General features: G+C 72.5%; 20 protein-coding genes, 1 other RNA gene and 1 pseudogene. 12 read left to right on the top strand and 10 right to left on the bottom strand.

From position 1 onward, the window contains the following. Nucleotides 1-474: 474 nt before the first annotated feature. The 3 genes from AC27LF_RS23590 to AC27LF_RS23580 are packed head-to-tail and all read left to right on the top strand — an operon-like array spanning nucleotide 475 to nucleotide 3,436. Nucleotides 475-1,335: a MaoC/PaaZ C-terminal domain-containing protein gene (locus AC27LF_RS23590; RefSeq protein ID WP_479658013.1), complete on the top strand. Its 861-nt coding sequence runs from the start codon at nucleotides 475-477 to the stop codon at nucleotides 1,333-1,335. Nucleotides 1,336-1,364: 29 nt separating this feature from the next. Then, the gene (locus tag AC27LF_RS23585) at nucleotides 1,365-2,441 is read left to right on the top strand and encodes a Zn-dependent alcohol dehydrogenase (RefSeq protein ID WP_479658014.1); all 1,077 of its coding nucleotides are present in this window, start codon (nucleotides 1,365-1,367) and stop codon (nucleotides 2,439-2,441) included. A gap of 17 nt (nucleotides 2,442-2,458) precedes the next feature. After that, nucleotides 2,459-3,436 (top strand): 3-oxoacyl-ACP reductase, encoded by a 978-nt coding sequence (locus tag AC27LF_RS23580; RefSeq protein WP_479658015.1) that lies wholly within the window; start codon nucleotides 2,459-2,461, stop codon nucleotides 3,434-3,436. A 475-nt stretch (nucleotides 3,437-3,911) separates the two neighbouring features. Here the strand turns inward: AC27LF_RS23580 and AC27LF_RS23575 are convergent, their stop codons facing one another. Together AC27LF_RS23575 and AC27LF_RS23570 are read right to left on the bottom strand one after the other, a co-directional pair. Further along, a complete protein-coding gene (locus AC27LF_RS23575; RefSeq protein ID WP_404036828.1) occupies nucleotides 3,912-4,064 on the bottom strand; it encodes a hypothetical protein in 153 nt (50 codons plus the stop codon). A 96-nt stretch (nucleotides 4,065-4,160) separates the two neighbouring features. Continuing rightward, complete coding sequence (locus AC27LF_RS23570; RefSeq protein ID WP_479658016.1) at nucleotides 4,161-5,657, bottom strand: hypothetical protein; 1,497 nt, start codon at nucleotides 5,655-5,657, stop codon at nucleotides 4,161-4,163. Between the two features lie 188 nt (nucleotides 5,658-5,845). On the opposite strand from AC27LF_RS23570, the gene AC27LF_RS23565 reads away from it, so the two are divergent. The 3 genes from AC27LF_RS23565 to AC27LF_RS23555 are packed head-to-tail and all read left to right on the top strand — an operon-like array spanning nucleotide 5,846 to nucleotide 8,795. After that, on the top strand, nucleotides 5,846-6,733 hold the full coding sequence (locus tag AC27LF_RS23565) for a Nif3-like dinuclear metal center hexameric protein (protein WP_479658017.1): 888 nt from the start codon (nucleotides 5,846-5,848) through the stop codon (nucleotides 6,731-6,733). After that, on the top strand, nucleotides 6,730-7,473 hold the full coding sequence (locus AC27LF_RS23560; RefSeq protein ID WP_479658159.1) for a zinc ribbon domain-containing protein: 744 nt from the start codon (nucleotides 6,730-6,732) through the stop codon (nucleotides 7,471-7,473). Before AC27LF_RS23565 ends, AC27LF_RS23560 begins: the two co-directional genes overlap by 4 nt. 11 nt (nucleotides 7,474-7,484) lie before the next feature. Beyond that, nucleotides 7,485-8,795 carry a bifunctional RNase H/acid phosphatase gene (locus tag AC27LF_RS23555; RefSeq protein WP_479658018.1) on the top strand — a complete coding sequence of 437 codons (1,311 nt, stop codon included), beginning with the start codon at nucleotides 7,485-7,487 and terminating at the stop codon, nucleotides 8,793-8,795. Nucleotides 8,796-9,428: 633 nt separating this feature from the next. Here the strand turns inward: AC27LF_RS23555 and eda are convergent. Together eda and yaaA are read right to left on the bottom strand one after the other, a co-directional pair. After that, nucleotides 9,429-10,055, bottom strand: coding sequence for a bifunctional 4-hydroxy-2-oxoglutarate aldolase/2-dehydro-3-deoxy-phosphogluconate aldolase (gene eda / locus AC27LF_RS23550; protein WP_479658019.1), 627 nt, complete (start codon nucleotides 10,053-10,055; stop codon nucleotides 9,429-9,431). A 75-nt stretch (nucleotides 10,056-10,130) separates the two neighbouring features. Further along, the gene (yaaA, locus tag AC27LF_RS23545; RefSeq protein ID WP_479658160.1) at nucleotides 10,131-10,913 is read right to left on the bottom strand and encodes a peroxide stress protein YaaA; all 783 of its coding nucleotides are present in this window, start codon (nucleotides 10,911-10,913) and stop codon (nucleotides 10,131-10,133) included. Nucleotides 10,914-11,205: 292 nt separating this feature from the next. Between yaaA and AC27LF_RS23540 the strand changes: the two genes are divergently transcribed. The 4 genes and pseudogenes from AC27LF_RS23540 (at nucleotide 11,206) to AC27LF_RS23525 (ending at nucleotide 14,238) form a co-directional block, all read left to right on the top strand. Beyond that, nucleotides 11,206-12,030 carry an AraC family transcriptional regulator gene (locus AC27LF_RS23540; protein WP_479658020.1) on the top strand — a complete coding sequence of 275 codons (825 nt, stop codon included), beginning with the start codon at nucleotides 11,206-11,208 and terminating at the stop codon, nucleotides 12,028-12,030. A 19-nt stretch (nucleotides 12,031-12,049) separates the two neighbouring features. Further along, nucleotides 12,050-12,829 (top strand): annotated as a pseudogene (locus AC27LF_RS23535) (DMT family transporter); the annotation flags it as partial. 115 nt (nucleotides 12,830-12,944) lie between these two features. Next, nucleotides 12,945-13,348: RNase P RNA component class A (gene rnpB, locus AC27LF_RS23530), an RNA gene on the top strand. Between the two features lie 284 nt (nucleotides 13,349-13,632). After that, complete coding sequence (locus AC27LF_RS23525; RefSeq protein WP_479658021.1) at nucleotides 13,633-14,238, top strand: response regulator; 606 nt, start codon at nucleotides 13,633-13,635, stop codon at nucleotides 14,236-14,238. Between the two features lie 33 nt (nucleotides 14,239-14,271). Here the strand turns inward: AC27LF_RS23525 and AC27LF_RS23520 are convergent, their stop codons facing one another. The 3 genes from AC27LF_RS23520 to AC27LF_RS23510 all read right to left on the bottom strand — a co-directional run bounded on the left by AC27LF_RS23520 (nucleotide 14,272) and on the right by AC27LF_RS23510 (nucleotide 18,263). Next, on the bottom strand, nucleotides 14,272-15,480 hold the full coding sequence (locus AC27LF_RS23520) for a sensor histidine kinase (RefSeq protein ID WP_479658022.1): 1,209 nt from the start codon (nucleotides 15,478-15,480) through the stop codon (nucleotides 14,272-14,274). 339 nt (nucleotides 15,481-15,819) lie between these two features. Continuing rightward, a complete protein-coding gene (locus AC27LF_RS23515) occupies nucleotides 15,820-18,087 on the bottom strand; it encodes a TOMM precursor leader peptide-binding protein (RefSeq protein WP_479658023.1) in 2,268 nt (755 codons plus the stop codon). After that, entirely contained in the window at nucleotides 18,084-18,263 is a 180-nt protein-coding gene (locus AC27LF_RS23510) for a hypothetical protein (RefSeq protein ID WP_479658024.1), read from the bottom strand. The genes AC27LF_RS23515 and AC27LF_RS23510 overlap by 4 nt, the downstream gene beginning before the upstream one ends. A gap of 281 nt (nucleotides 18,264-18,544) precedes the next feature. On the opposite strand from AC27LF_RS23510, the gene AC27LF_RS23505 reads away from it, so the two are divergent. Continuing rightward, nucleotides 18,545-19,363, top strand: coding sequence for an AfsR/SARP family transcriptional regulator (locus tag AC27LF_RS23505; RefSeq protein WP_479658025.1), 819 nt, complete (start codon nucleotides 18,545-18,547; stop codon nucleotides 19,361-19,363). Nucleotides 19,364-19,379: 16 nt separating this feature from the next. On the opposite strand, the gene rfbH is transcribed toward AC27LF_RS23505, so the two are convergent. Further along, complete coding sequence (gene rfbH, locus AC27LF_RS23500; RefSeq protein ID WP_479658026.1) at nucleotides 19,380-20,684, bottom strand: lipopolysaccharide biosynthesis protein RfbH; 1,305 nt, start codon at nucleotides 20,682-20,684, stop codon at nucleotides 19,380-19,382. Nucleotides 20,685-20,847: 163 nt separating this feature from the next. On the opposite strand from rfbH, the gene AC27LF_RS23495 reads away from it, so the two are divergent. Further along, nucleotides 20,848-21,837, top strand: coding sequence for a Gfo/Idh/MocA family protein (locus AC27LF_RS23495; RefSeq protein ID WP_479658027.1), 990 nt, complete (start codon nucleotides 20,848-20,850; stop codon nucleotides 21,835-21,837). Nucleotides 21,838-22,561: 724 nt separating this feature from the next. On the opposite strand, the gene rfbB is transcribed toward AC27LF_RS23495, so the two are convergent. Together rfbB and AC27LF_RS23485 are read right to left on the bottom strand one after the other, a co-directional pair. Then, nucleotides 22,562-23,521: a dTDP-glucose 4,6-dehydratase gene (gene rfbB / locus AC27LF_RS23490; RefSeq protein ID WP_479658028.1), complete on the bottom strand. Its 960-nt coding sequence runs from the start codon at nucleotides 23,519-23,521 to the stop codon at nucleotides 22,562-22,564. Next, the gene (locus tag AC27LF_RS23485; protein ID WP_479658029.1) at nucleotides 23,509-24,843 is read right to left on the bottom strand and encodes an activator-dependent family glycosyltransferase; all 1,335 of its coding nucleotides are present in this window, start codon (nucleotides 24,841-24,843) and stop codon (nucleotides 23,509-23,511) included. The genes rfbB and AC27LF_RS23485 overlap by 13 nt, the downstream gene beginning before the upstream one ends. Nucleotides 24,844-24,847 lie beyond the last annotated feature (4 nt).

Here is a 24,847-nt window from a genome sequence, read left to right as displayed (position 1 = left end):
CTAGGGCGTGCTGGGGCCGGGCCCCGGAAGGGGCGCGGGGAACTGCGCGAGGAGGCACGACGGCGCGGCAGCCGGTCGACGGGGTGCTGGGGCCGGGCCCCGGAAGGGGCGCGGGGAACTGCGCGACCAGCCACGACGGCGCCGCAGCCGGTCGACGGCGTGACACGGCCGTTCCCGCGGAGCGCCACGCGGGGAACTGCGCGACGAGCCACGACGGCGCCGCAGCGGGGTGACGGCGTGACACGGCCCTACCCGCGGAGCGCCCCGCTGACGGGGTGTCAGGAGGGTTCACAAGTATCGTGGGCTCGGCTATACAAGGGGCGCCGGACTGGAACGCGTTCTAGGTCGGCCCGTGACGACCTCGGCGCGGCCGACGGTGCGGACGGCCGCGCCGGGGTCTTGGCACCGCGGAGCGCCGCGGTGCCCCACCCGCCCGGCCGCCCCCGGCCGGCCGCCGCCCGTGTCAGGAGCCGTATGCCCATCGACGCAGCCAAGGCACTCGCCGCCGAACCCCGCTCCCGGGAGATCGCCTGGGACCACAAGGACGTCCAGCTCTACCACCTCGGCATCGGCGCCGGCCGGCCCGCGACCGACCCCGACGAACTGCGCTACACCCTGGAGTCCCGGCTGCACGTCCTGCCCGCCTTCGCCACCGTCGCGGGCAGCGGCTCGCCCGGCGTGATCAGCGGCCTGTCCATGCCCGGCATCGAGGTCGACCTCGCCCGCGTCCTGCACGGCGGCCAGTCCCTCACCCTGCACCGCCCCATCCCGGCCGAGGGCACCGCCACCGCCACCGGCCGGATCGCCGCCGTATACGACAAGGTCAAGGCCGCCATCCTCGTCCTGCGTACCGAAGTCACCGACGCCGACGGCCCGTTGTGGACCAGCGATGCACAGATCTTCGTACGCGGCGAGGGCGGCTGGGGCGGCGACCGCGGCCCCTCCGGCACCCTGGAACCGCCCACCGGCGCTCCCGACCTGACCGTCGAGCGCCCCACCCGCGAGGACCAGGCCCTGCTCTACCGGCTCTCCGGCGACTGGAATCCGCTGCACGCCGACCCCGATTTCGCCAAGTCGGCCGGGTTCGACCGGCCCATCCTGCACGGCCTGTGCACCTACGGCATGACGCTCAAGGCCGTGGTCGACACGTTGCTCGACGCCGACGTGACCAGGGTCCGCGCCTACACCACACGTTTCGCCGGCGTGGTGTACCCCGGCGAGACGCTGCGCATCCGCATGTGGCGGCGGCCGGGCGCGGTCCGGGTCGCCGTGAGCGCCGTACGGGATGAGGACGAGGCACCCGTCCTCACCGACACGATCGTCGAACACGCCTGAGTCAAACCGCTGTTGAGGGGAGCCGCACCATGCGCGCAGCCGTACTGCACGAGATCGGCCAGGACAAGCTGGAGGTCCTCGACGACATCGAGGCGACGGGGTTCGGCCCCGGCAAGGTGAGGATTCGGGTGCGCGCCACGGGGCTGTGCCACTCCGACCTGTCCGCCATGAGCGGGGTGCTGCCGCAGCCGGCGCCGTTCGTGCCCGGCCACGAGGGCGCGGGCGAGGTGCTGGAGGTGGGCGAGCACGTCACCGCCCTGAAGCCCGGCGACCGGGTGGTGGTCTGCTGGCTGCCCGCCTGCGGCGCCTGTCCCGCCTGCGGGCGCGGCCAGACCGAGCTGTGCCTGGCCGGATTCATGAACGCGGGCACCCCCAATTTCAAGCGCTCCGGCGCGGACCTCTTCGGCTTCGCGGGCACCGGCACCTTCGCCGAGGAGGTCGTCGTCGACGCGGGCTGCGCCGTACCGATCCCGGACGACGTGCCCTTCGACATCGCCGCGCTCATCGGCTGCGGTGTGACCACCGGCCTCGGCGCCGCCCTCAACACCGCGGACGTAGAGGCCGGTTCGTCGGTCGCCGTGATCGGCTGCGGAGGCGTCGGCATCTCGGCCGTCCAGGGCGCCCGCCTCAAGGGCGCCGCGGAGATCGTCGCCGTCGACCCGGTCGCCGCGCGCCGCGAGTCCGCGCTGCGCTTCGGCGCCACCCGGGCCGTACCGCCCGAGGCGCTGGCCGACGCCAAGCAGCAGGTCACCGGCGGCGAGGGCTTCGACTACGTCTTCGAGGTCGTCGGCCGCTCGGCCACCGCACGCACCGCCTACGAGAACACCCGGCGCGGCGGCACGCTCGTCGTGGTCGGCGCGGGCGCCATGGACGACTTCCTCAAGCTCAACATGTTCGAGCTGTTCTTCGACGAGAAGCGGATCCTGCCGTCCATGTACGGCGGCGGCGACGTGCTGCGCTCCTACCAGCGCACCATCGCCCTGTGGCGGGCCGGCCGCGTCGACCTGGAGGGCCTGATCACCCACCGGGTGCCGCTGGCCGGGATCAACGAGGCGCTGGACCAGATGCGTACGGGGACCGCCCTGCGCACCTGCATCGAGATCTGACGGGGAGCCGCAGCCGTATGTCACTGCCACTCGAAGGCCGGTCCGCCATCGTCACCGGCGCCGGACGCGGACTGGGCCGGGCCGAGGCGCTGGAACTCGCCCGGCTCGGCGCGGCCGTCGTCGTCAACGACTACGGGCAGCCCGCCGGATGGGGCTCCCCCCTGCCCGAGCGAAGCCGAGGGCTTGGGGGAGGCTCGGGGGACGGCGCCGCCGCGCCCGCCGAACAGGTCGCCGCGGAGATCCGCGCGGCCGGGGGCCGGGCCGTCGCCCACGACGGGGACGTCGCCGACTTCGCCCGCGCCCGGGAACTGGTCGCGCTCGCGGTCGACGCGTTCGGGAGCCTGGACATCCTGGTCAACAACGCCGGCATCCTGCGCGACCGCATGGTCTTTTCCATGTCCGAGGACGAGTGGGACTCGGTGATCCGGGTCCATCTCAAGGGGCACTTCAACACCATCCACTTCGCCGCCGCGCACTGGCGGGAGCGGTCCAAGGCGTCCGGGGGGCCGGTCTACGGGCGGATCGTGAACACCTCCTCGGAGGCGTTCCTGGCCGGCTCGGCGGGCCAGCCCAACTACGCCGCCGCCAAGGGCGGAATCGTCGGCCTGACCACCTCCACGGCGCTGGCTCTCGCCAAGTACGGCGTGACCGCCAACGTGATCTGTCCGCGCGCCAGGACCCGGATGACCGAGGACGTCTTCGCCGGCATCGCCGCCCCCGACGAGGGACTTGACCCGCTGGCACCCGAGCATGTCGCTCCGCTGGTCGGCTATCTGGCCGCGCCCGCCGCCGCGCGGGTCAACGGGCAGCTGTTCGTGGTGCACGGCGGCATGGTCGCGATCGTCGAACGACCGCGGGTCCAGGCGAAGTTCGACAGCAAGCAGGACACCTTCAGCTACGCGGAGCTGGACGCACTCCTCACCCCGCACTACGCGTCCCGCCCCCCGAGCGAGACCTTCGCGGCCACAGAAGTACTCACCCTCAAACACGACTGACAGTGATGATGTTCGTGGTGACGCCGCTGGTGGGTCTGACGGGGGCCGCTCCCGCGCCTGTCATGGGGGCGGTCAGGCCCCGGCGACGGCGGTGGGCGCCGGCTCGGGGTACGTCTGCTGGTCGGCCCGGCGTCGGGATGCGTCGCGGTGGCGTGCTGCCGTCGCGCGCCACCCGGCCTGCGTGCCGTCGTGCGCAGCGCGGCCCGGGGGCGTCCGATGTCCGTCTTGGGCGCCCGCGCGTGGGCACGCGGAGGGGGTGACCGTCGGTTTCGTCGGGGTGGCCGCTTCGGGTGGGGGTTTTGTCCCGCTGGTGTTCGTGCGTGTGGCTTGGCGCGCGGGCCGTTCGGCGGGGCCGCCCGCGGGCGAGTCATGGGTGCGGGCTCAGGCTCGCGCGGTGGCGTTGGTGTGGAGGGTGTGCGCGGGGGAGGGGGCCGGGGGTCGGGTGACCGTCGGTCCCCTCCCGCCGCGGGTACCGTCAGGCCGCCGACTCCGTCGGCTCCGGCTTGCGGTGACGACCGCTCGGGGCCGTCTCGCCGTCCTGGGCCGAGACCGGCCCCCGGTGCTTGCCGTGTCCGTCTGTCTCCTGAGAGCCGGCAGACAGCGGCTGCGTCGTGCTGGTGTCGCTCATCGGAAGAATTCACCCCGTCAACATCATCTTTCGTACAGCCGGGCGAGTCTAACCGGCGGACCTCCGCCCTGATCCAGGCGGGCACGCCAACCGGCACTACTTCGTTACAAGGCGTCCCAGGGGAGCCTGTTGCAGCGGTACGGGACGCAGCGCAACCGGTCGCGGAGGCTCCGATTCCACCGCCTCCGCGACGGCCGCGGACCCCCCGGCCGCCGCCGAACCATGTGCCCCGTCCAGGCCCCCGTACACCCCCCAGTCCACCGCCCACTCACCGGACACCCCCCAGCCACGCAACACCGCCTCATCACGCACCACCAACTCCCCGGCCCCCGCGAAACCGCCGTGCGCCCTCGCACCCTCGGGCGTCCCGGTGTCACCGAGCGTCCTCGCGTCGCCGGGTGCCCCCCAGCCGCGTGCTGCAAAGCGGCCGGGTGTCGTGGCCCGTTCGTCGGGTGTCATCGAGTCGCCGGGTGCCGCCGGGGCGTTGCTGATCGGCCAGGTGGGGGGCGGCGGTGGTGGGGTGGCCGTGGTGGCCCGGGAAGTGGTGGGGGTTCGGGTGGGTGGTGGGGGTGTGGGGGGTGTCAGGTGGGCCAGGCCGCAGGGGGTCTGTGGGGTGGCGTACGGGAGGAGTAGTACGCCGTCCTCGGTCCACCGTCCCGCGCCCGTCAACCACCCGGCCGGCGCCGGGAGATGGGACAGCCGCCGCTCCGCCGGCCGCCACACCGCGATCCAGCGGCCCAGCGGCCCGTCCACGCGCAGCGCCACCGCACAACGCTCCGGCGTCAGCGCCTGCCCCGGCTGGATCGCGAACGGCGTCACCACGCAGTCCGGCATCCGCAGGCTGTCCGGGAACCGCACCGGCAGCGTGCTGCCCAGCACGCCCCAGCCCAGCCGCTCCCGCCCCGGCGAGGGCGCGTCCGAGGCGATGAGCAGCAGCCCGCTGTCCGGGTCGGCGAGCAGCAGCCGGTCGTCGCTGTCGGCCGCGATCTGCAGCAGCGGCGACACCTCGCCGCCCCGCTCCAGATCCACCACGACCGCCTTGGTGCGCCCGCCGGCCTCCCGGTCCAGGGCCAGCAGCCGCCCCGTGCCGTCCAGCCAGACCCCGCCCGTGCAGCGCCCCGGCACCTCGGCAAGCCGCTCGGGCCCGAAGGCGCCGCCCGCCACCAGCCACACCGTCGTGGAGCGCCGGCCGACCGCGAGGGCGTACGCGTACGCCCCGCCCGGGGCCGGAGGCAGCAGCCGCAGCCGGGTGGCCGCGTCCGCGGACTCCACCGCGCCCAGCGGCAGCTCCCCGGTGCCAGGACCGGTCGGGTACAGCAGCGAGAACACATGCCGCCCCGCCACCAGCCGATGGATCAGCACCCGCCCGTCGCCCATCGGCTGCACCTCGGTGCCGGGCTCCTCGGGCTGGTTGCCGGGCAGCGGCACGGCGTACGGCTCGGGGCCGTCCAGCGTCCAGCGCTCCGGGTAGCGGGAGCCGCAGTCCAGCGCGAGCCGGGCGGCGTAGGCGCCGTCCGCCGTGATGGTGCAGCCCGTCTCCGGCACACCGTCGTCCGCGCCGGCCGCCGAGGGTTCGATCGCACACGCCGTCATCGTTCGCTCACCTCCGGCGACGAACGTAGTTTTCGCACGCACAGCCGTGACACCGACGAGCAGCCTCTTCACACAAAGGGGTGGCCGCGTAACGATTCTCCTGAGGAAACAGGGATCCATGTGCTGCGCGGGCGCCCCGCGTCCGCGGCCGGTACGTCCCCGCGGAACAGGCGGGTAGCCTTTCTCCCGTGCCCCGTCTGTCTGAAGTCATCGCCGCGCTGGAGAACCTGTGGCCCGCCGAGCGGGCCGAGTCCTGGGACGCGGTCGGCACGGTCGTGGGCGACCCGGACCAGGACGTCCGCCGGGTGCTGTTCGCGGTCGACCCGGTGCGGGACGTCGTGGCGGAGGCGGTGGGGCTCGGCGCCGACCTGCTCGTCACCCACCACCCGCTGTATCTGCGCGGTACGACGACGGTCTCGGCCGGCACCTTCAAGGGCCGGGTCGTACACACGCTGATCAAGAACGACATCGCCCTGCACGTCGCCCACACCAACGCCGACACCGCCGACCCGGGCGTCTCCGACGCGCTCGCCGGGGCGCTGGACCTGCGCGTCGTACGCCCCCTCGTGCCGGACCCCACCGACCCGGCGGGCCGCCGCGGCCTCGGCCGGGTCTGCGAACTCGACCACCCCCTCACCGTGCGCGAACTCGCCGCCCGCGCCGCCGAGCGGCTGCCCGCCACCGCGCAGGGCATCCGGGTGGCCGGCGACCCCGAGGCGGCCGTCCGCACGGTCGCGGTCAGCGGCGGCTCGGGCGACAGCCTGTTCGACCAGGTCAGGGCGGCCGGAGTGGACGCCTTCCTCACCGCGGACCTGCGCCACCACCCGGCCTCCGAGGCCGTCGCGCAGACCCCGCTCGCCCTGCTCGACGCGGCGCACTGGGCCACCGAGTGGCCCTGGTGCGAGCTGGCCGCGGCCCAGCTCGACGAGATCTCCGACCGGCACGGATGGGACCTGCGCGTCCACGTCTCCAAGACGGTCACCGACCCCTGGACCGCCCACGCGGCGTCCGCCACCGCCCTTCCACCGGGCGCCACGCGCGCCCCCTCTTCTCACGCACCGGGAGCCCCCAACTGAACGCCGCCCCCGCCGACCAGATCCGACTCCTCGACGTCCAGGGCCTCGACGTACGCCTCCAGCAGCTGGCGCACCGGCGGAAGTCGCTGCCCGAGCACGCCGAGATCGACTCGCTGACCAAGGACCACACCCAGCTGCGCGACCTGCTCGTGGCCGCGCAGACCGAGGAGAGCGACTGCGCCCGCGAGCAGACCAAGGCCGAGCAGGACGTGGACCAGGTCCGCCAGCGTGCCGCCCGCGACCAGCAGCGCCTCGACTCCGGCGCGGTCACCTCCCCGAAGGACCTGGAGAACCTTCAGAAGGAGATCGCCTCCCTCGCCAAGCGGCAGGGCGACCTGGAGGACGTCGTCCTTGAGGTCATGGAGCGGCGCGAGGCGGCGCAGGAGCGGGTGGGCGAGCTGACCGAGCGGGTGGCCTCCGTACAGGCGAAGATCGACGACGCGAACGGCCGCCGGGACGCCGCGTTCGAGGAGATCGACGGCGAGGTGGCGACGGTGACCAAGGAACGCGAGGTCATCGCCGGTGCCGTGCCCGCGGACCTGCTCAAGCTGTACGACAGGCTGCGCGAGCAGCAGGGCGGCATCGGCGCGGCCAAGCTGTACCAGCGCACCTGCCAGGGCTGCCGCCAGGAGCTGGCCATCACCGAGCTGAACGAGATCCGGGGCGCCGCGCCGGACACGGTCGTACGCTGCGAGAACTGCCGTCGCATCCTGGTGCGTACGGCCGAGTCGGGTCTGTAAGGAGCCTGGACGTGCGGGAGTTCATCGTCGAGGCGGACGGTGGGTCGCGCGGCAATCCGGGTCCGGCGGGCTACGGCGCCGTCCTGCTCGACGCCGTGACCGGCCGGCCGCTGCTGGAGGCCGCCGAGTACATCGGCATCGCCACCAACAACGTCGCCGAGTACCGGGGGCTGCTGGCCGGGCTGCGGGCGGCGCGTGATCTCGATCCCGGCGCCGCGGTCCATGTCCGCATGGACTCCAAGCTGGTCGTCGAGCAGATGTCGGGCCGCTGGAAGATCAAACACCCCGACCTGAAGCCGCTCGCCGCGGAGGCGGCCCGGGTTCTGCCGCCCGACCGCGTCACCTACGAGTGGATCCCCCGGGAACGCAACAAACACGCCGACCGCCTGGCCAACGAGGCGATGGACGCGGGCCACCACGGCAAACAATGGTCCCCGCCGGCCTCAACGGCGTCCTCGGACATGGGCGGGGCCGGGGATGCGGTGGGGCCTCAGGGCACTGTCGGGGACACGGGGGAGGGCTCGTCGGCTCCTTCCGCGCCGTCGGTTCTCTCGGCGTCGCGCGGCGGGGCGGGCGCGGTCCCCGAAGCTCCCGCCGCCGAACCCCCGGGCGCCGGTGGTGGAGCCAAGGCGGTTGCTGATGTGCGGGCGGCGCGGGTCGTGGCGACGCCGAGCGCCGGTTGGGCGCCCGCGGATCTCGGGGCCCCGGCCACCTTCGTACTGCTGCGGCACGGAGAGACCCCGCTCACCCCGCAGAAGCGGTTCTCCGGGAGCGGCGGCAGCGATCCGTCCCTGTCGGACGTCGGCCGGGAGCAGGCGCAACGGGTCGCCGCGGCCCTCGCCCGGCGCGGCACCGTCCAGGCGATCGTGTCGTCACCGCTGGCCCGTACCCGGGAGACCGCCGCGATCGTCGCCGCCCGGCTCGGTCTTGAGGTGGCCGTCGCGGACGGGCTGCGCGAGACGGACTTCGGCGCCTGGGAAGGGCTCACGTTCGGCGAGGTCCGCGAGCGCCACCCGGACGACCTGAACGCCTGGCTGACCGACCCCGAGGCCCGCCCGACCGGCGGCGGCGAGAGCTTCGCGGCGACCGCGGCGCGGATCGCCGTCACCCGCGACGAACTGGTCACCGCGTACGCCCGCCGCACCGTGCTGCTGGTCACCCACGTGACCCCGATCAAGACCTTCGTACGTCTGGCGCTGGGCGCCCCGCCCGAGTCCCTGTTCCGCATGGAACTCTCGGCGGCGTCCCTGTCGGCGGTGGCGTACTACACGGACGGCAACGCCAGCGTCCGCCTGTTCAACGACACGAGCCACCTGCGGTGAGCTTCGCAGGCTGGGGTGTGTTGAGCCCTGTTGAGCAGCGCGGGCCAGTAACACTCCCGCGCCGCGGGTCCGGTGCAGAGTCGGGCGTCACATCTCCGAACCAGAGCGCAGGGCCGCGCTGAGCGTCACACGGCTGGGGTGTGTTGAGCGGCGCGGGCTGGGCGGAGTTCCACGCCGAGGCGAGGGCCATGCCGCCGGCTGGGACCCCGCGCTGAGTCGAGGGCCATGCCGCCGACCGGAGGCGCACGCTGCGGGCGTCACGTCTGCGAGCTGGAGCGTTGGGCCACGTCGGGGCGTCCTGCCGTCGGCCGGAACCCCGCGCCGCGGTAGGCGTCACGAGGTGGTGCGGGAGCCTCGCGCTGAGTTGAGGGTCGGGTGATCGGCCCGAGCCCCGCGCCGCGGTAGGCGGTGCACGGCCGAGTCGGCTTCCGCGGCGCGTCGAGCGCCCTGCCGTCGGTCGGATCCCCGCGCCGCGTCGAGCGCCCTGCCTTCGGCCGGAGCCCCGCGCCGAGTTGAGCGTCATGCTGTCGGCCGGAGTCCGTCTCCGCGGTGGGCGTCACGTGACCGAGCGGGAGCCTTGCCCTCCGCGTCGAGGGCCGTCCCGTCGGCCGGGGGGTCACGTCGGTTTGGCGGTCACGCGGAGGGGCGGAGGCTCGCTGCCTCGCGGGCCAGGGTTTCTATGCGGGCCCAGTCGCGGGACGCCACCGCGTCCGGCGGTACCATCCAAGTGCCGCCGACGCAGCCGACGTTGGGCAGGGACAGATACTCCGCGGCGTTCGCAGGACCGATCCCCCCGGTCGGGCAGAACCGGGCCTGCGGCAGCGGACCGGCCAGCGACTTCAGATACGCCGTGCCGCCGGCCGCCTGCGCCGGGAAGAACTTCATCTCCCGCACCCCGCGTTCGAGCAGCGCCACCACCTCCGACGTGGTCGACACCCCCGGCAGGAACGGCACCCCTGACCCGGCCATCGCCGATAGCAGCGCATCCGTCCAGCCGGGGCTGACCAGGAACCGCGCCCCGGCCGCACACGCCTCCGTCACCTGCTCTTGGCCGAGGACCGTACCGGCGCCGACCACCGCGTCCGGTACCTCGGCGGCGATCGCCCGGATCGCCGCCGGTGCGGCGGGCGTCCGCAACGTCACCTCGATCGCGGGCAGCCCGCCCGCGACCAGCGCCCTCGCGAGCGGTACGGCGTCGGCGGCGTCCGCCAGCACGACCACGGGCATGACGGGCGCGAGATCCAGCGGTGATGAGGACATGCCGCTCATCCTGCCCGCGCCGAGCATCCTGCGCAAAGCCCGTTGCGTATGGTGCAACGCGCGCCCGGAGTGGCGTCAGTGCACGTCGTCGACCAGCACGTCCAGCGACCAGGCCCGGCCCGCCCGCGCGGGCGCCTGCGCCTCCACCACGTACCCGAGATCCCGCAGCGCCGTCACCAGCTCGCCCGGATCCTTCGGCGCGGCACCGGAGGACAGCAGACTGCGCACGATCCGCCCCTTCGTCGCCTTGTTGAAGTGGCTGACGACCTTCCGGGTCGGCGCGTACAGCACCCGCACCGTCGCCGTACGCTCCGCCACCTCGCCCTTCGGCTGCCACGCGGCGGCATACGCGGCGGACCGCAGATCGAGCACCGGCCCGGCACCGGCCGCCGCGGGCAGCACCTCCGCCAACGGCCCGCGCCAGTGCGCGCCCAGCGCCCCGAGCCCCGGCAGCCGTACCCCCATCGAGCAGCGGTACGACGGGATGCGGTCCGTCACCCGGAGCGCACCCCACAGCCCCGAGAAGACCAGCAGCGACCGCGCGGCGCGCCGCTTGGCCGCCGGATCGAGGGAGGCCAGGTCGAGGGCGTCGTAGAGAACACCCGTGTAGACCTCACCGGCGGGCCGCGCCCCGGCCGTACGCAGCCCGGCGTTCTTGGTGACCTCGCCGTGCAGGCCCTCGCTGAGCCCCAGCACCTCGCGCGCCTTGAGCTCGTCCCCCGCGCACAGGTCGACCAACCCGTCGAGGACGGCCGCACGGGCGTCGGCCAGCCCCGGCAAGGACAGCGACTCCGGCTTCAGCGGGGCGCCACGGCCGGACGCGGCCTTGCCTTCGGACGGCGGCAGCAGGACAAGCACCATGACAGCAAGGACTCCTTCTCTCGACCTCCGCGCCAGCGTACGGCGTACACCCACCAGCCCCCCGCCCCGGCGACGACACCCCGCTGCCCCGACGGCACCCCGCTGTCCCGGCGGCACGCGGGTGTCCCGGCGGCGCCCCAGTGCCCGGCACCCGGTGTCTCGGCGGCATCCCGGCCGCGCTCCAGTGCCCCGGCACCCGGCGGCCCCGCGGCCCCGCGGCATGGAACCGGGCCCGGAGGCGTTGCACCAGACTGTTCCGGGCGGGTGAGTACGAAGGGGTGTGGGGGCGGTGGCCGAACAGGCACGGTGGACGAGGGCGCGCCTGGGCGACTGCGGCCCGCCGCTCGACCTGCTGACCGCCCGCTTCCAGCGGCACGTCTACGCCCCGCACACGCACGAGGAGTTCACCATCGGCGTGTGCGTCGGCGGCGCGGAGGTCATCGACTACCGCGGCGGCCGCATCCGCACCGGCCCCGGCTCCATCGTGGTGCTCGCCCCCGGCGAGATGCACACCGGCGGCCCCGCCACCAGCACCGACGGCTACGCCTACCGCGCCCTGTACGCCGACCCGGCCCTGCTCGCCGACGGCACCCTCGACCGCGTACCGCACTTTCGCGACCCCGTCCTCGCCGACCCCGAACTCGCCGTCGCCCTGCGGCGCGCGCACACCGACCTGAGCGCCTGCCCGGACCCGCTGGAGGCCGAGTCCCGGCTGCCGTGGCTGCTCACCGCGCTGGCCCGCCGGCACTCCACGGCACGCCCGGCCCCCGACCTCGTACCGGGCGCCTCGGCGATCGCCCGCGCGGTCCGCGACCGGCTCGCCGACGAACTGGCCGCCCCGCCCGGCCTCGCCGCCCTCGCGACCGACCTCGGCCTGTCCCGCTACCAACTCCTGCGGGCGTTCCGTACGACCATGGGGATACCGCCCTACGCCTGGCTCGCCCAGTACCGGGTGACCCGGGCGCGCGGCCTGCTGGAGGCCGGCCTGCGGCCCGCCGAGGTCGCCGCCCTCGTCGGCTTCGCCGACCAGGCGCACCTCACGCGCTGGTTCCGCCGGGTGCTCGGGGTGACTCCGGCGGCGTACCGCAACAGCGTTCAAGACGCCCGCCGGTGAGCGGCCCGAGACTCACCGCATGACTGCACGCGGCTGGTTCCTGTTCTCCCTGATGGGAGTCGTCTGGGGCATCCCCTATCTGATGATCAAGGTGGCGGTGGACGCGGTGTCCCCGTCGATGGTGGTGTTCACGCGCTGCGCCCTCGGCGCGCTCCTCCTGCTTCCGTTCGCGCTCCGCCAGGGCGGCCTGACCGGGACCGTACGGGCGCACTGGCGGCCCATGCTGGCCTTCGCGTGCATCGAGATCATCGGCCCCTGGTTCACCCTCACCGACGCCGAACGGCACCTGTCCAGCTCCACCGCCGGCCTGCTGATCGCGGGCGTGCCCATCGTGGGCGTGGTCCTGGCCAGGTTCTTCGGGGACACGGAACACCTGGGGGCCCGGCGGCTGGCGGGCCTCACGCTTGGCCTCGGCGGCGTAACGGTCCTCACCGTGCCCCATTTGACCGGCGGCGACGCCCGCTCCCTGGGCGAGGTGCTGCTGACGGTGCTCGGCTACGCCACGGCCCCCCTGATAGCCGCCCGCTGGCTCAAGGACGTACCGTCCCTGCACCTCACCGCGCCCTGCCTGGCCCTGGCCGCCCTGGTCTACGCGCCGGCCGCAGCCGCGACCTGGCCGTCGGCGGTGCCCTCCGCGCAGGTGCTGGCCGCGCTGGCCGGCCTGGGCGTGATCTGTACGGCGGTGGCCTTCGTCGCCTTCCTGGAACTGATCAAGGAGGCGGGCCCGACCCGGGCCACCGTGTTCACCTACGTCAACCCGGCGGTCGCCGTCGCGGCGGGCGCGCTGTTCCTGGACGAGCCGCTGACGGCCGGTGTCGCCGCGGCGTTCGCCCTGATCCTGGCCGGTTCGGTGCTGGCCACGGCCGCCGGTCCGCGGCGCCCCGCACGCCCGGTAACATGGTCGACACGGCAGACGAGCCGGGCGGACGGCCGCGTGGAGTCCCCCTAGGGGGCTTCCCGAGGAACGTCCGGGCTCCACAGGGCAGGGTGGTGGCTAACGGCCACCCGGGGTGACCCGCGGGACAGTGCCACAGAAAACAGACCGCCCGGCGCTTCGGCGCCGGGTAAGGGTGAAACGGCGGTGTAAGAGACCACCAGTGCCCAGGGTGACCTGGGCAGCTAGGTAAACCCCACCCGGAGCAAGGTCAAGAGGAGCGCCGTGAAAAGCGCTCTGCGCGGACGTTCGAGGGCTGCCCGCCCGAGTCCGCGGGTAGACCGCACGAGGCCGGTGGCAACACCGGCCCTAGATGGATGGCCGTCACCCCGACCTCCGCAAGGAGCCGGGGAACAGAACCCGGCGTACAGCCCGACTCGTCTGCCGCTCAGGGGCCACTGCCCCTGCGGCAGGGCGCCCGGGCCGGTATCCCGGGAGACGGCCGATTCCGTTCGCAGGGGGAATCCCGGATTCAGCGCCTGGCGCCTCGACCGGATCGAACGTCATTGATCATCGGCGAGCACCGCTGATTCCCTTTCCGTCTCATCAGACGTTGCGACCGCCCTGGTCGGCGGGTGGGGCGTTGGGCGATTCCACGCTGTGGTTCGGCTGAGCGGGTGAGAGTATGGAGCGCGAGTGTCTGGGAGACGGCCGATGTGAGAGAAGCCATGCTGAAGATTCTGATCGCCGAGGACATGGTGATGTTACGCCGAGCGTTGGCCGAACTCCTTGCGTTGGAAAGCGATTTCGACGTGGTCGCCGAACTGGATCGCGGCGATGAGATCGTTCCGAAGGCGCGCGCGCTGCGACCGGATGTGGCCGTACTGGACATCGGTCTTCCCGGTATGGACGGCATCACCGCCGCCGCCGCGCTCGGTACCGCCGTACCCGACTGCCGGATCCTCATGCTCACGGGGCTCGGCAATCCCAGCACCTTGCGCCGGGCGCTGGCCTCCCGTGCCACCGGATTCCTGTGCAAGGACGCCAACCCCGCCCAACTCGTGGGGGCCATAAGGGAGGTGGCCGCCGGGAAGCGGGTCGTCGACCCCCAACTGGCCGTCGCGGCACTCGAAGAGGTGACGCAGCCGCTGGCCCCGCGTGAACTGGAAGTCCTCCGGCTCGCCGCCGCGGGCGATGACACCGCGGCCATCGCCGGCCGTCTGTTCCTCGCCACGGGAACGGTGCGGAACTACCTGAGCAGCGCGGTGGTCAAGCTGGGCGCCCGCAACCGGATGGACGCCGTACGGATCGCCCGCGAGGGCGGCTGGATCTGACAGCGGCGACTTGTGCGCCGACCAGGTCACTTATCAGGCTGAGTGCCGGACGGGCCAGTGCTTGGGCGCGGCCGTCTTCGCCGGGAGCGGGACGACCGCCGTCAGGGAGAACCATCCCCCGTCAGTGACCTCCGCGGTGAGCCGGCCTTCCACCGCCTCGATGCGGTCACGGAGGTTGTTGAGGCCGCTTCCCGTGCGTGCGTCGCTGCCCGCTGCGGCCGGTAGGTCGTCGAGTCCGTCGTTGGTCACGGTCATTCTGACGGCGCCCTGTTCGCGGTGGAGCCGGACGACGCAGGTGCCGACCCTGCTGTGCCGCAGCATGTTGGTGACCCCTTCGCGCAGCACCGTCGCCAGGGTGGTCTCGATGTCGGGCGGCAGCGGCCCGGCGCTGCCCCGGACCTGGGCGTGCACGCCCAGGTTCCTGAGGGTGGCGAAGAGGGTGTCGACCTCTGCGGCCAGTGACATCGCACGATAGGTCTGGGAGACGGCCCGGACGTCGACCAGGGCCCGCTGGGTTGTTTCCAGGATCTCCGTCAGTTCCTGGTGCAGACGGGCGTGTTTGGAGGGCGGTAGCCGCCGTGCCAGTTCGCTCTTGAAGGCGATGGTGGTCAGGCTCATGCCCAGCAGATCGTGCAGATCGCGCGAGAAGCGCAGCCGTTCGGCCTCCACGGCCATCCGGGCGAGTTCGTCGGAGGTGTGGTGCGCATCCTGGACGAGGCGGGTCAGCTCGGAGAGCCCGAACACCACCAGGCCGGTCAGGGTGGTCGCGACCGTGCCGTAGCCGAGCGAGCCACTGCCCGCTCCGCTCTCCAGCACCAGCAGGCTGGCCGATCCCACGATCGCCGCGAACGTCAGCCACCTCCAGCGGGGCGGCAGTACGAGCAGGGCGGAACCGGCGAGGGTGCCCGGTGTGGCGAGCCAGGCGTGGGCGAAGGTGAAGAAGGGCAGATAGGTGAGCAGGGTCTGGAGTCCGAACGTCCAGTACCGCCCGCGTGTCAGCCGGGGCGACAGGTACCCGAAGGAATGGGCCAGTTGGAGGCCGTAGAGGAGCAGCAGGGTCACGATGCCCGCGGTGAACCTGACCGGTGAGAGATGGCTGTCCAGCAGATAAACGACGGCGACCCCGAAAAAGGCCACGAGGACCGCGATCGTGATGGCACCGGAGGTGCTGAGGGCGAGGTGCCTGCTGCTCGCGTAGTCCCGTTCCGTGCGCGCACCCTTGTGCTGGGCAGAACCTCGCATCTCTTCTCTTCCCCCCGGAGAGTCGAACGAGTCAACGAGTCAGGTTGTCCCGCGCGTAATCCTCTCATGGCACCGTACGGGAGCGCGGGAAACGCAATTGTTCTCCGTCCTTGTCGAAGGAGACCGTTCTTGGTGCGGAAGGGTTTACTGGGGTCTTCGAATTGTGTGGGGGTGTCTTCCCACGGCCGGGTGTGACGCGCGTCGAACCGCCCGCGCCGTCGGCCTTGACCCGCGTCACACGGCGTGATCGTCGAGCCCTCCCAGCACCGCTGCATCCCCGTCGAGTTCGAAGAACCGGTTGACTCCGGTGCGCGGAAGAAAGGGAAAGACCTCGTTCCGTCATAGGTGCAGCGGCAGCGGATTGAGATCCGCGTAGTTGGTCGGGCGGGTGAGCCGGCCGAGCGCGACGGGTACGTCGAACAGTCTGCCGGGGCCGAGTCCCGCCCAGTGCGGGCGCAGACCGGGGATCAGCACCTTGGCGACGGGCAGGTCCACATCGGGGCGGGTCTGATCGAGGACGAGGACGTCGAGGCCGTGCCGGCGCAGCAGCGCGACCAGGGCGTGGACCTGTGCCGCGGCGTCGGCGGGCGGCCGCAGAGCCGCGGGCGGCCGGGCGGACCGGCGGGCCGCGGGCAGCAGATACGGCTGGTTGGCGGTGGTGGCGTGCCGGAACCAGGCCAGGGCCTCCGAGTCGGTGCCGGTGTACGCGGAGGACCCGTCGGCCGGTTCCCCCGTCAACGGCGGCAGCATCTGGTTGAGTTCGGTGAGCGCCCGGCGCAGCGCGACACGGGGATCGAAATGCGCGCCGAAGCCCAGCACGATGTCCTCGGCCTTCTTACCGGTCCGGGCCGATACGGCGGCGACCACGGGAATGCCGAGATCGGAGGTGAGATCAAGAGCCCACACCGTCCGGCCCAGATCCCTGAGGACGGCCCGCATCCGGGCTGTCCACGGATCCCGCGGGTCCAGGGTCACACCGGGCTGCCGGGTGCGGTTGTACCACCACAGCGCGACCGCGTCCCGTTCCACCAGTTCCAGACAGCCGTGGACGATGGCGTCCTCCACACTGGTTCCGGCGGCGGCCCCGTTGGAGGTGGCCCTGCAGAATCCGGTTCCCGCGTCGGGGGCGTTGTAGTAGAGCAGACTCGTCGGCGCCAACCGCTGCCGTCGCTCGGTCAGCGACCAGACGGGCGTCCAGTCGAGGGGGGCGTCCTCGTCGAAGGGCTCGGTCACCTGGTGGAAGGGACCGTGCGCGCGGTTCCACGCCACCCGGTCCTCGAACTGCCGCCGGTCGAAGAGCTGGACGCCGTCCGGATGGACGGCGAGGGGTGCCAGCTCGCGGTAACTGCCGTGCCGGCGTGGCTCGTCGCCCTGGTAGTAGCCGCTGTACCGCTCCAGGGCCTCGGCCAACGCGCTCACCCTGGCATGGAGTTCGGTGACGCCCTTGCCGGAGCCGGGGCTGCGCAGCGGCGTGTGCAGCGGGGGCGGCGGCCGCTCGGGGTCCCAGGGCGGCTGGGCGCCGGCGTGGAAGCAGTTGAGGAATTCCGGTCCCCGCGGATCCCGGCGGATCTCCCCGACGAGACCGGTGACGGGGTCCACGAGGTGCCCGTAGCGCTCCAGCATCCGCTCCGGACCGTACGTCCGGTGGCCCCCACCCGTGGTGTCCCGCACCGGCTGCGGGAACAGCACGACTGGAGCCGAGACCCGGTCGCGCACCAGCAGCGGATCACCGCAGCGTGCGCACTGCGGGCGGCGCCGCACGGGATGGCGGCTGCTCTCCAGCGTGCGGGTGTCCAGCCGCCACAAGCTGCCCTGCTCGGTGCCCCGGTGCCCGGCGAGCCACTTTCCGGCCTCCAGCAGGGCCAGGTGCAGGGCCGCGGCACGCCCCGCGGGCAGGTACGACGGCCGGTGCGCGGCGGGCCCGCTGTGCCCGAGCCGGTGCTGGACGTACGCCTCGCCGCGTCGGCGCAGCCGGAGCCGGTCCGCGAGACAGTTCCAGCAGGGGCCGTCGCCGGGGGCGAAGAAGGGCCCGATCCACAGGTGGGTGCCGCTGGCCCGTACCGGCAGCCATGTGCGTCCCGCGGCGCGGTGCTCCGCGTCCAGGGCGCTCAACCGCGGATCGAGGTAGTCGTGGCACAGCGCCAGGGTCAGGTCGGCTGGCTCGCCCGCGGCGGCGGCGCGCAGCCCCGCCGCCGGGATCGCCTCGCGCAGCGCGTCCCCCGTGTCCTCGGTGAGGTCGACCGCGGCCAGGCGCGCCTCAAGGCCGGCGCCGGGCCGCGCCTCCAGGCCGGTGAGGGTCCAGTAGGCACGCTCGGGTCCGTCCGACCCGTCCGGCGGATAGGCGTGCAGCAGGCCCGCGTCCAGCAGCCTGGTCACGAGCCGTTCGGTGCTCTCGGCCGACAGCCCGGGTGCCGCGTCGGCGACGATACGGGGCAGATCACGGCTGCCGTCGAGCAACGGGGCCAGGAGGGCGACCTGCTCTCCGCCCAGCGTGGTCAGCCGATCCTCCGTCATCAGGAAGACGGGCTCCCCCGGCACCGACTCGACCCGCAGATGCGGTGCGAATCCCAGCCGGGGGAGCCCGTGGCCCGGGACCGTCCGGCTCATCGAGAGGTACGACCGCCGTCCTCGGCGCACGTCATGCCGGGCGAAGAGATCCAACAGATGCAGATGCGGCCGTCGGAGATCTCCGCGGCGTCGTGGCCGAAGTCGGTGATCACGAGATCGTCGACCGCCGTCGCGGTGGCCGCGGCGCCGTCCGGCAGGGGCGTGAACCGTGACATATGTGCTCCTTGTCGCTGTCGACTGCCTGCTCCGTGGATGCGTCGGACCGGGGCCGGCCCTGCGCAGCGCCGCCATCCTTCCGGGGTCCGGCGAGGGGGTACCAGTGCGTCCCGCACAGGGACCATATGAGGCTTACACATCTTGCGCATACGTTTCTCCCATGCCTGTCCGGGACCACGGCACTGGTTGACGGCCGAAGCAGCCAGCGAGACTCCATGGGCAAGGAGCTCTTCGCGGTGCTCCGCCGACCACATCCGCTGACCACATGGGGGAGACAGACGTGGACATATGGTTGCTGGGACCGCTGACGGCCGAGGTGCGGGGCCGCTCGATCGTGCCGACGGCCGCGAAGCCCCGCCAGATCCTCGCGCTGCTCGCGATCCACGCCAATCGGGTCCTGCCCGTCGGGACCCTGATGGAGGAGATCTGGGGCACCGAGCCGCCGCAGAGCGCGCTCGCGACCCTGCACACGTACATCCTCCAGCTGCGCCGTCAGATCACCGCTGCCTGCGGCTCCGACGGCGGGGTGTCGGCCAAGGACGTCCTCGTCACCCAGTACGGCGGCTACTGCTGGCAGGCGCCCGAGGACGCCGTCGACGTACCGCGGTACGAGCGGCTGGTCGCCGCGGGACGCGTCGCCACCGCAGAGGACCGGCACGAGAAGGCGTCGGCGTACTTCCGTGAGGCGCTGGCGCTGTGGCGCGGGTCCGCGCTGGTCGACGTGCGGATAGGGCCCGTACTCAGCATCGAGGTGGCCCGGCTGGAGGAGAGCAGGCTCGGCGTGCTGGAGCGGTGTCTGGAGGCGGATCTGAGGCTGGGACGCCACGCGGAACTGCTGGCCGAGCTGATCGAGCTCACCGGACGCCATCCGCTGCACGAGGGCCTGCACGCCAAGTGCATGACGGCGCTGTACCGGGCGGGCCGCTCCTGGCAGGCGCTCGACGTCTACCAGAGGCTGCGCCGCCGGCTCGCGGAGGAACTGGGGCTTTCACCGTCCCCGCGCCTGCAGCGTCTGCAACAGGCGGTGCTCGCGGCGGAACCGTGGCTGGACGTGCCCAGGTACGGGGAGAACGTGATGCTCGACCGGATGATCGGCTGACCGGCCCCGGGGCGGCTCAGCCGTTCTTGGCGACGAACTCGACGATGGACTCCCGCATGTAGTCGGTCATCTCCTCGGTGATGCCCGGGTACACCCCGATCCAGAAGCTCTGCTCGGTGATGATGTCGCAGTTGCGGAGGTCTCCCGCCACCCGGTGCGGGGTGCCGAGATACGCCGGATGCCGGGTGAGGTTGCCGCCGAACAGCCGGCGGGTGCCGATGCGCCGCTCCTCCAGGAAGGCGATCAGGTCGCGACGGGTGTACGTGGCGTCGGGCAGCACCGTGATGACGAAGCCGAACCAGCTCGGGTCACTGCCCGGCGTCGCGGTGGGCAGCAGCAGACCCGGAACGTCCGCGAGCCCGTCGCGCAGCCGCTGCCAGTTGCGCCGGCGGGCCGCGCCGAACTCCGGGAGCTTCTTCAACTGGCTGAGTGCCAGGGCCCCTTGGAGGTCGGTCGCCTTCAGGTTGTATCCGATGTGCGAGAAGATGTACTTGTGGTCGTAGCCCTTGGGCAGATCACCGAGCTGGTAGTCGAACCGCTTGAGGCAGGTGTTGTCCTCGCCCGGCTCGCACCAGCAGTCCCGGCCCCAGTCGCGGAACGACTCGACGATCCTGGCCAGTTCGAGGTTCCTGGTCAGTACGCACCCGCCCTCGCCCGTCGTGATGTGGTGGGCGGGGTAGAAGCTGACGGTGGCGAGATCCCCGAAGGTGCCCGTCATGCGCCCCTGATAGGTCGAGCCCACGGCGTCGCAGTTGTCCTCGATCAGGAACAGCTCGTGATCGGTGGCCAGTTGCTGGATCTCCGCCACCTCGTAGGGGTTGCCGAGGGTGTGCGCGATCATGATGGCCCGGGTGCGGTCCGAGATCGCCGCACGGACGCGTTCCGCCGTCGTGTTGTACGTGCCGAGTTCGAGGTCCACGAACACGGGCGTGAGGCCGTTCTGGAAGATCGGGTTCACCGTCGTGGGGAAACCGCCGGCCACCGTGATCACCTCGTCGCCCGGGCGCAGTCGCTGATCGCCGAGCCGGGGGGAGGTCAGCGCCGAGAGCGCCAGCAGGTTCGCCGAGGAGCCGGAGTTCACCAGGTGCGCCTTGCGCACACCGATGTGACGGGCGAACCTGCTCTCGAAACGCCGGGAGTGCGCCCCGGCCGCGATCCGCAGATCCAGGGCCGCCTCCACCAGGGAGACCCGGTCCTCCTCGTCCAGAACCGCCCCCGAGGAGAGGATCGGTGTCACGCCCGGCTCGAAGTTCCCCGGCCGCTGCTGCCGGTGGTACTCGCGGACCTGCTCCAGGACCAGGGCCTTGGTGTCGGATGTCATAGCCGTCCCTCCGGTAAGGATTGCCTGGGGACCATGCTCGCGCCGCTCGGTCGAGGAGCCATGGAGTCCCCGCGGAAAGCCCCTGCTCCAGCGGGCTTCCAGGGGCTTTCGACCTGCTCCGGCTAGCGTGTGTCGGCGACGTATCCCACAGGTGAGGTGGCAGATGCCCGAGGACACTCCACGACCGGTACTCCGCATGGGAGTTCTGGGCTGTGCCGACATCGCGGTGCGCCGGATCCTGCCCGCGCTGGTGGAGCATCGGTCGGTGCGGCTGGTGGCGGTGGCGAGCCGGGACGGGGCGAAAAGCGAGCACCTGGCGGCCCGGTTCGGCTGCGCGGCGGTGACCGGCTACCGGGCGCTGCTGGACCGGGACGACATCGACGCGGTCTATGTGCCGCTGCCGCCGGGCATGCACCACGAATGGGTCGCGGAGGCGCTGACCGCTGGCAAGCACGTGCTGGTGGAGAAGCCGCTCAGCACCACGTACGCGCAGAGCGCCGAACTGGTGGCGATGGCTGCCCGCCTCGGTCTTGCGCTCACCGAGAACTTCATGTTCCTGCACCACTCCCAGCACGCGGCGGTACGGGAACTGGCGGGCGAGGTCGGTGAGCTGAGGGTCTTCTCCAGCTCCTTCGGGGTGCCGCCGCCGCATCCGGCGTCCTTCCGGCACGACCCGCGGCTCGGCGGCGGCGCCCTGCTGGACGTGGGGGTCTATCCGCTGCGCGCGGCCCAGCTCCACCTCGCCGGGGAACTCGACGTCCTCGGCGCCTGTCTGCGCGTCGACGAGGCCACCGGTGTCGATGTCGCGGGCAGCGCGCTGCTCTCCACCGCGACCGGGGTGACCGCGCAGCTCGACTTCGGGTTCCAGCACTCCTATCGGTCCGTGTACGCCCTGTGGGGCAGCCGGGGGAGGATCAGCGTGCCGCGCGCCTTCACACCGCCGCGGGAGCACCGGCCGGTGGTCCGCCTCGAACAGCAGGACCGGATCACCGAGGTGACCCTCTCCGCCGACCACCAAGTGGGCAACGCGCTCGACGCCTTCGCGGCAGCGGCCCTGTCGGGCACCGGGCGGACCGGCCTGGGAGAGGCCCTGTTGCGCCAGGCGCTCCTGGTCGAACAGGTACGCAAGGCCGCAAGAGTCGTCACCCACTGACCCTCACCGCACACGACCGCCCCGGCTACCGCCCGCACACCCCCGACGGACCGCATGCCCAGCCCCCGACCGCGGACACCCCCCCGGGGGCACCCCCATCGACCAACGTGCCCCCTTCGAGCGGTGTCTTCGGGGGGTGCGGGACTTTGGGCGGTGTGTTTTCACGGGTGGTGTGCGGCTTCGAGTGGTGTGTTTTCGTGGGTGGTGTGCGGCTTCGGGTGGCATGGCTTCGCGGGCGATGTGCTGCTTTGGGGGGGTGTCGCTTCGCGGGTGGTGTGTCCCTCGGGCGGTGTGGTCCGTTGGGCGGTGTGCTTCAGGTGGCGTGCCCGCTTGGGTCGGCATCCTCGCTTCGGGCGGCGCGCGTGGTTCCGCCTGGCCGCCGCCGATTAGGCCGGCCGTCGACCAGAGCGGCCCTCGACTTTGACCGGCCGTCGACTTGACCGGTTGCCGATCGGACCGGCCCTCGGGTGGCGTGGTCCGTTGGGCGGTGTGCTTCAGGTGGCGTGCGTGGTTTCGCCTGACCGGCCCTCGACCAGGTCGGCCGCCGACCTGACCGGCCGCCCGAGCAGACCGGCCCTCGGCTAGGCCGGCTGCCCGAGCAGGCCAGTTCTCGGCTGGACCGGTCGCCCGAGCAGGCTGGTCCTCGACCGGAGCGGTCGCCGGTCATGCTGGTCCGCGGCCTCGCCAGCTCACGGTGGCGGGAGTCGGTTCGGTGGAGGGCGGGTCAGGGGTGGGCGGGTGTTCGGGGGTGGGTGCGGTGCCAGGCGACGACCTCGCGTAGGCCGTCGTCCAGGGAGCGCAGGGGACGGTAGCCGAGTTCCTTACGGATCTTCGAGTCGTCCACCGCGTACCGCAGGTCGTGGCCCCTGCGGTCGGGTACCTGGCGGACCCGGGACCAGTCAGCGCCGCACAACTCCAGCAACTTGGACGTCATTTGACGGTTCGTGAGATGCGTACCGCCGCCGATGTTGTAGATCTCGCCGGCCCGGCCGCCGGTCAGCACCGCGTGGACGGCACGGCAGTGGTCGTCCACGTGCAGCCACTCCCGGACGTTGCTGCCGTCCCCGTACAGCGGCACCGTCCGCCCGGCCAGCAGCTCGGTGACGAACAGCGGGATGAGCTTTTCCGGATGCTGGCGCGGGCCGTAGTTGTTGGCGCACCGCGTGATCCGTACGTCGAGCCCGTGCGTGCGCCAGTAGGACCGGGCGACGAGGTCGCTGCCCGCCTTCGACGCCGCGTAGGGCGAGTTGGGGAGCAGGGGCTCCTCCTCCGTCCAGGTGCCCTCGGCGATGGACCCGTAGACCTCGTCCGTCGAGATGTGCACGAAGGTGCCGACCTCGCAGCGCAGGCTCGCCTCAAGGAGCGCCTGGGTGCCCAGCACATTGGTGTGGACGAACTCCGCGGCCCCGGTCAGGGAGCGGTCGACATGTGTCTCGGCCGCGAAGTGCACCACCGCGTCATGACCGGGGAAGACCTCCAGGAGCGCGTCGAGGTCGCGGATGTCGACGCGCCGGAAGTCCAGGCGGGGATCGTCCAGAGGCAGGTTGTCCGTGCTCCCGGCGTAGGTGAGCAGGTCGACGACCGTCACCCGGGCGGGCCGGGGCCCGGGCAGGCTGCCGGCCAGCAGGGAGCGCACATAGTGGGAGCCGATGAAACCGGCACCGCCGGTGATCAGGACGCGCATGGTGTGGACGCACCTCCGGGACGTCGACGCCCTTGGGCGGCGTGGTGCTGGGCGGTCAGCCGCTCCAGTACGGGGACGACCTCCGCCGGAGTCGGCTCGGACTCGGCCTCGGTGCGCAGCCGGGCGGCGGCCGAGGTGAACGAGGGCTCCTTGAGGAGCCGCACGAGCCTGCCCCGCAGCCCCTCCACCGTCACCTCGTGGGAGGGGAGGTGGAGACCGGCGCCCAGTTCCTGCTGGCGGCGCGCCCGCTCGATCGCGTCCCAGATCCAGCCCATGGCGATCTGCGGCACCCCCTCGACCAACGCGGTCGACCAGGTCCCGGCACCGCCGTGGTGCACGATGGCCGCGCAGGTCGGCAGCAGCGCGTGCAGCGGTACGTGGTCCACCAGGCGCACATTGTCCGGGACACGGGACAGCAGCGCCCGCTCCTCGGCGTCGAGCGTGGCCACCACCTCGATGTCGAGTCCCTCGATCGCCTTGAGGACCAGGTCGACCGGGACCGCGCTGGGGAACTCGGAGGTCCTGGCCGTGAGCCCCAGGGTGACGCACACGCGGGGCCGCTCCGGCGGAACCCGCAGCCAGCCGGGTACGACGGCGGGCACCGGCCCGTTGTACGGGACGTAGCGCATGCCCACGGTCGGCCGGTCCGACGGCGGCCGGAAGCTGCGCGGCACCTGGTCAACCGACCACTGCCCCGTCACCGCCTCCTCGTCGAAGGGCACGCCGTACCGGCCGAGTGTCCACTGGAGCCACTGGCCGACGGAGTCCTCGGTGTGCGGCCCCTGTTCCCCGTCCTTGCCGGTGGGACCGGGACCGAGCTGCGTGAGGAAGGCCCGCCGCATCGACAGGAACAGGTCCGGGAAGGACAGCAGCCGGGCGTGGGCGGCGCCGGTCACCTTCGCCGCCACCGCGCCGGCGAACGTGAACGGCTCCCAGAGGACGAGGTCCGGCTCCCAGGCACGGGCGAACGCGATGAGTTCGTCGACCATCGGATCGTCGTTGATCAGGGTGAAGAAGGTGGCGGTCATCATCGTGTCCCAGCCCTTGAGGAAGGCGGGGGTGAGCTGACCGGGGGCATCGGGGTCCAGCGACTGGTCGGCGTGGTGGGAGAGCACGGAGTCGCCCACGCCCTTGACCATCTCGTCGAGGCCGGGGTCGGCCCCCACGGGGACGGCAGTCAGTCCGGCCGCCGTGATGCTCCCCGTCAGCGCGGGCTGGCTCGCCACCCGTACCTCGTGCCCGGCGGCCCGCAGCGCCCAGGCGAGCGGTACGGACCCGTTGAAGTGCGCGTCCATCGCGAAGGACGTCAGCAGAACCCGCATGGTC

It is taken from the genome of Streptomyces diversicolor (assembly GCF_057537855.1).
The sequence above is the reverse complement of the archived record's forward strand: the minus strand, read 5'-3'. Positions and strand labels throughout refer to the sequence as shown.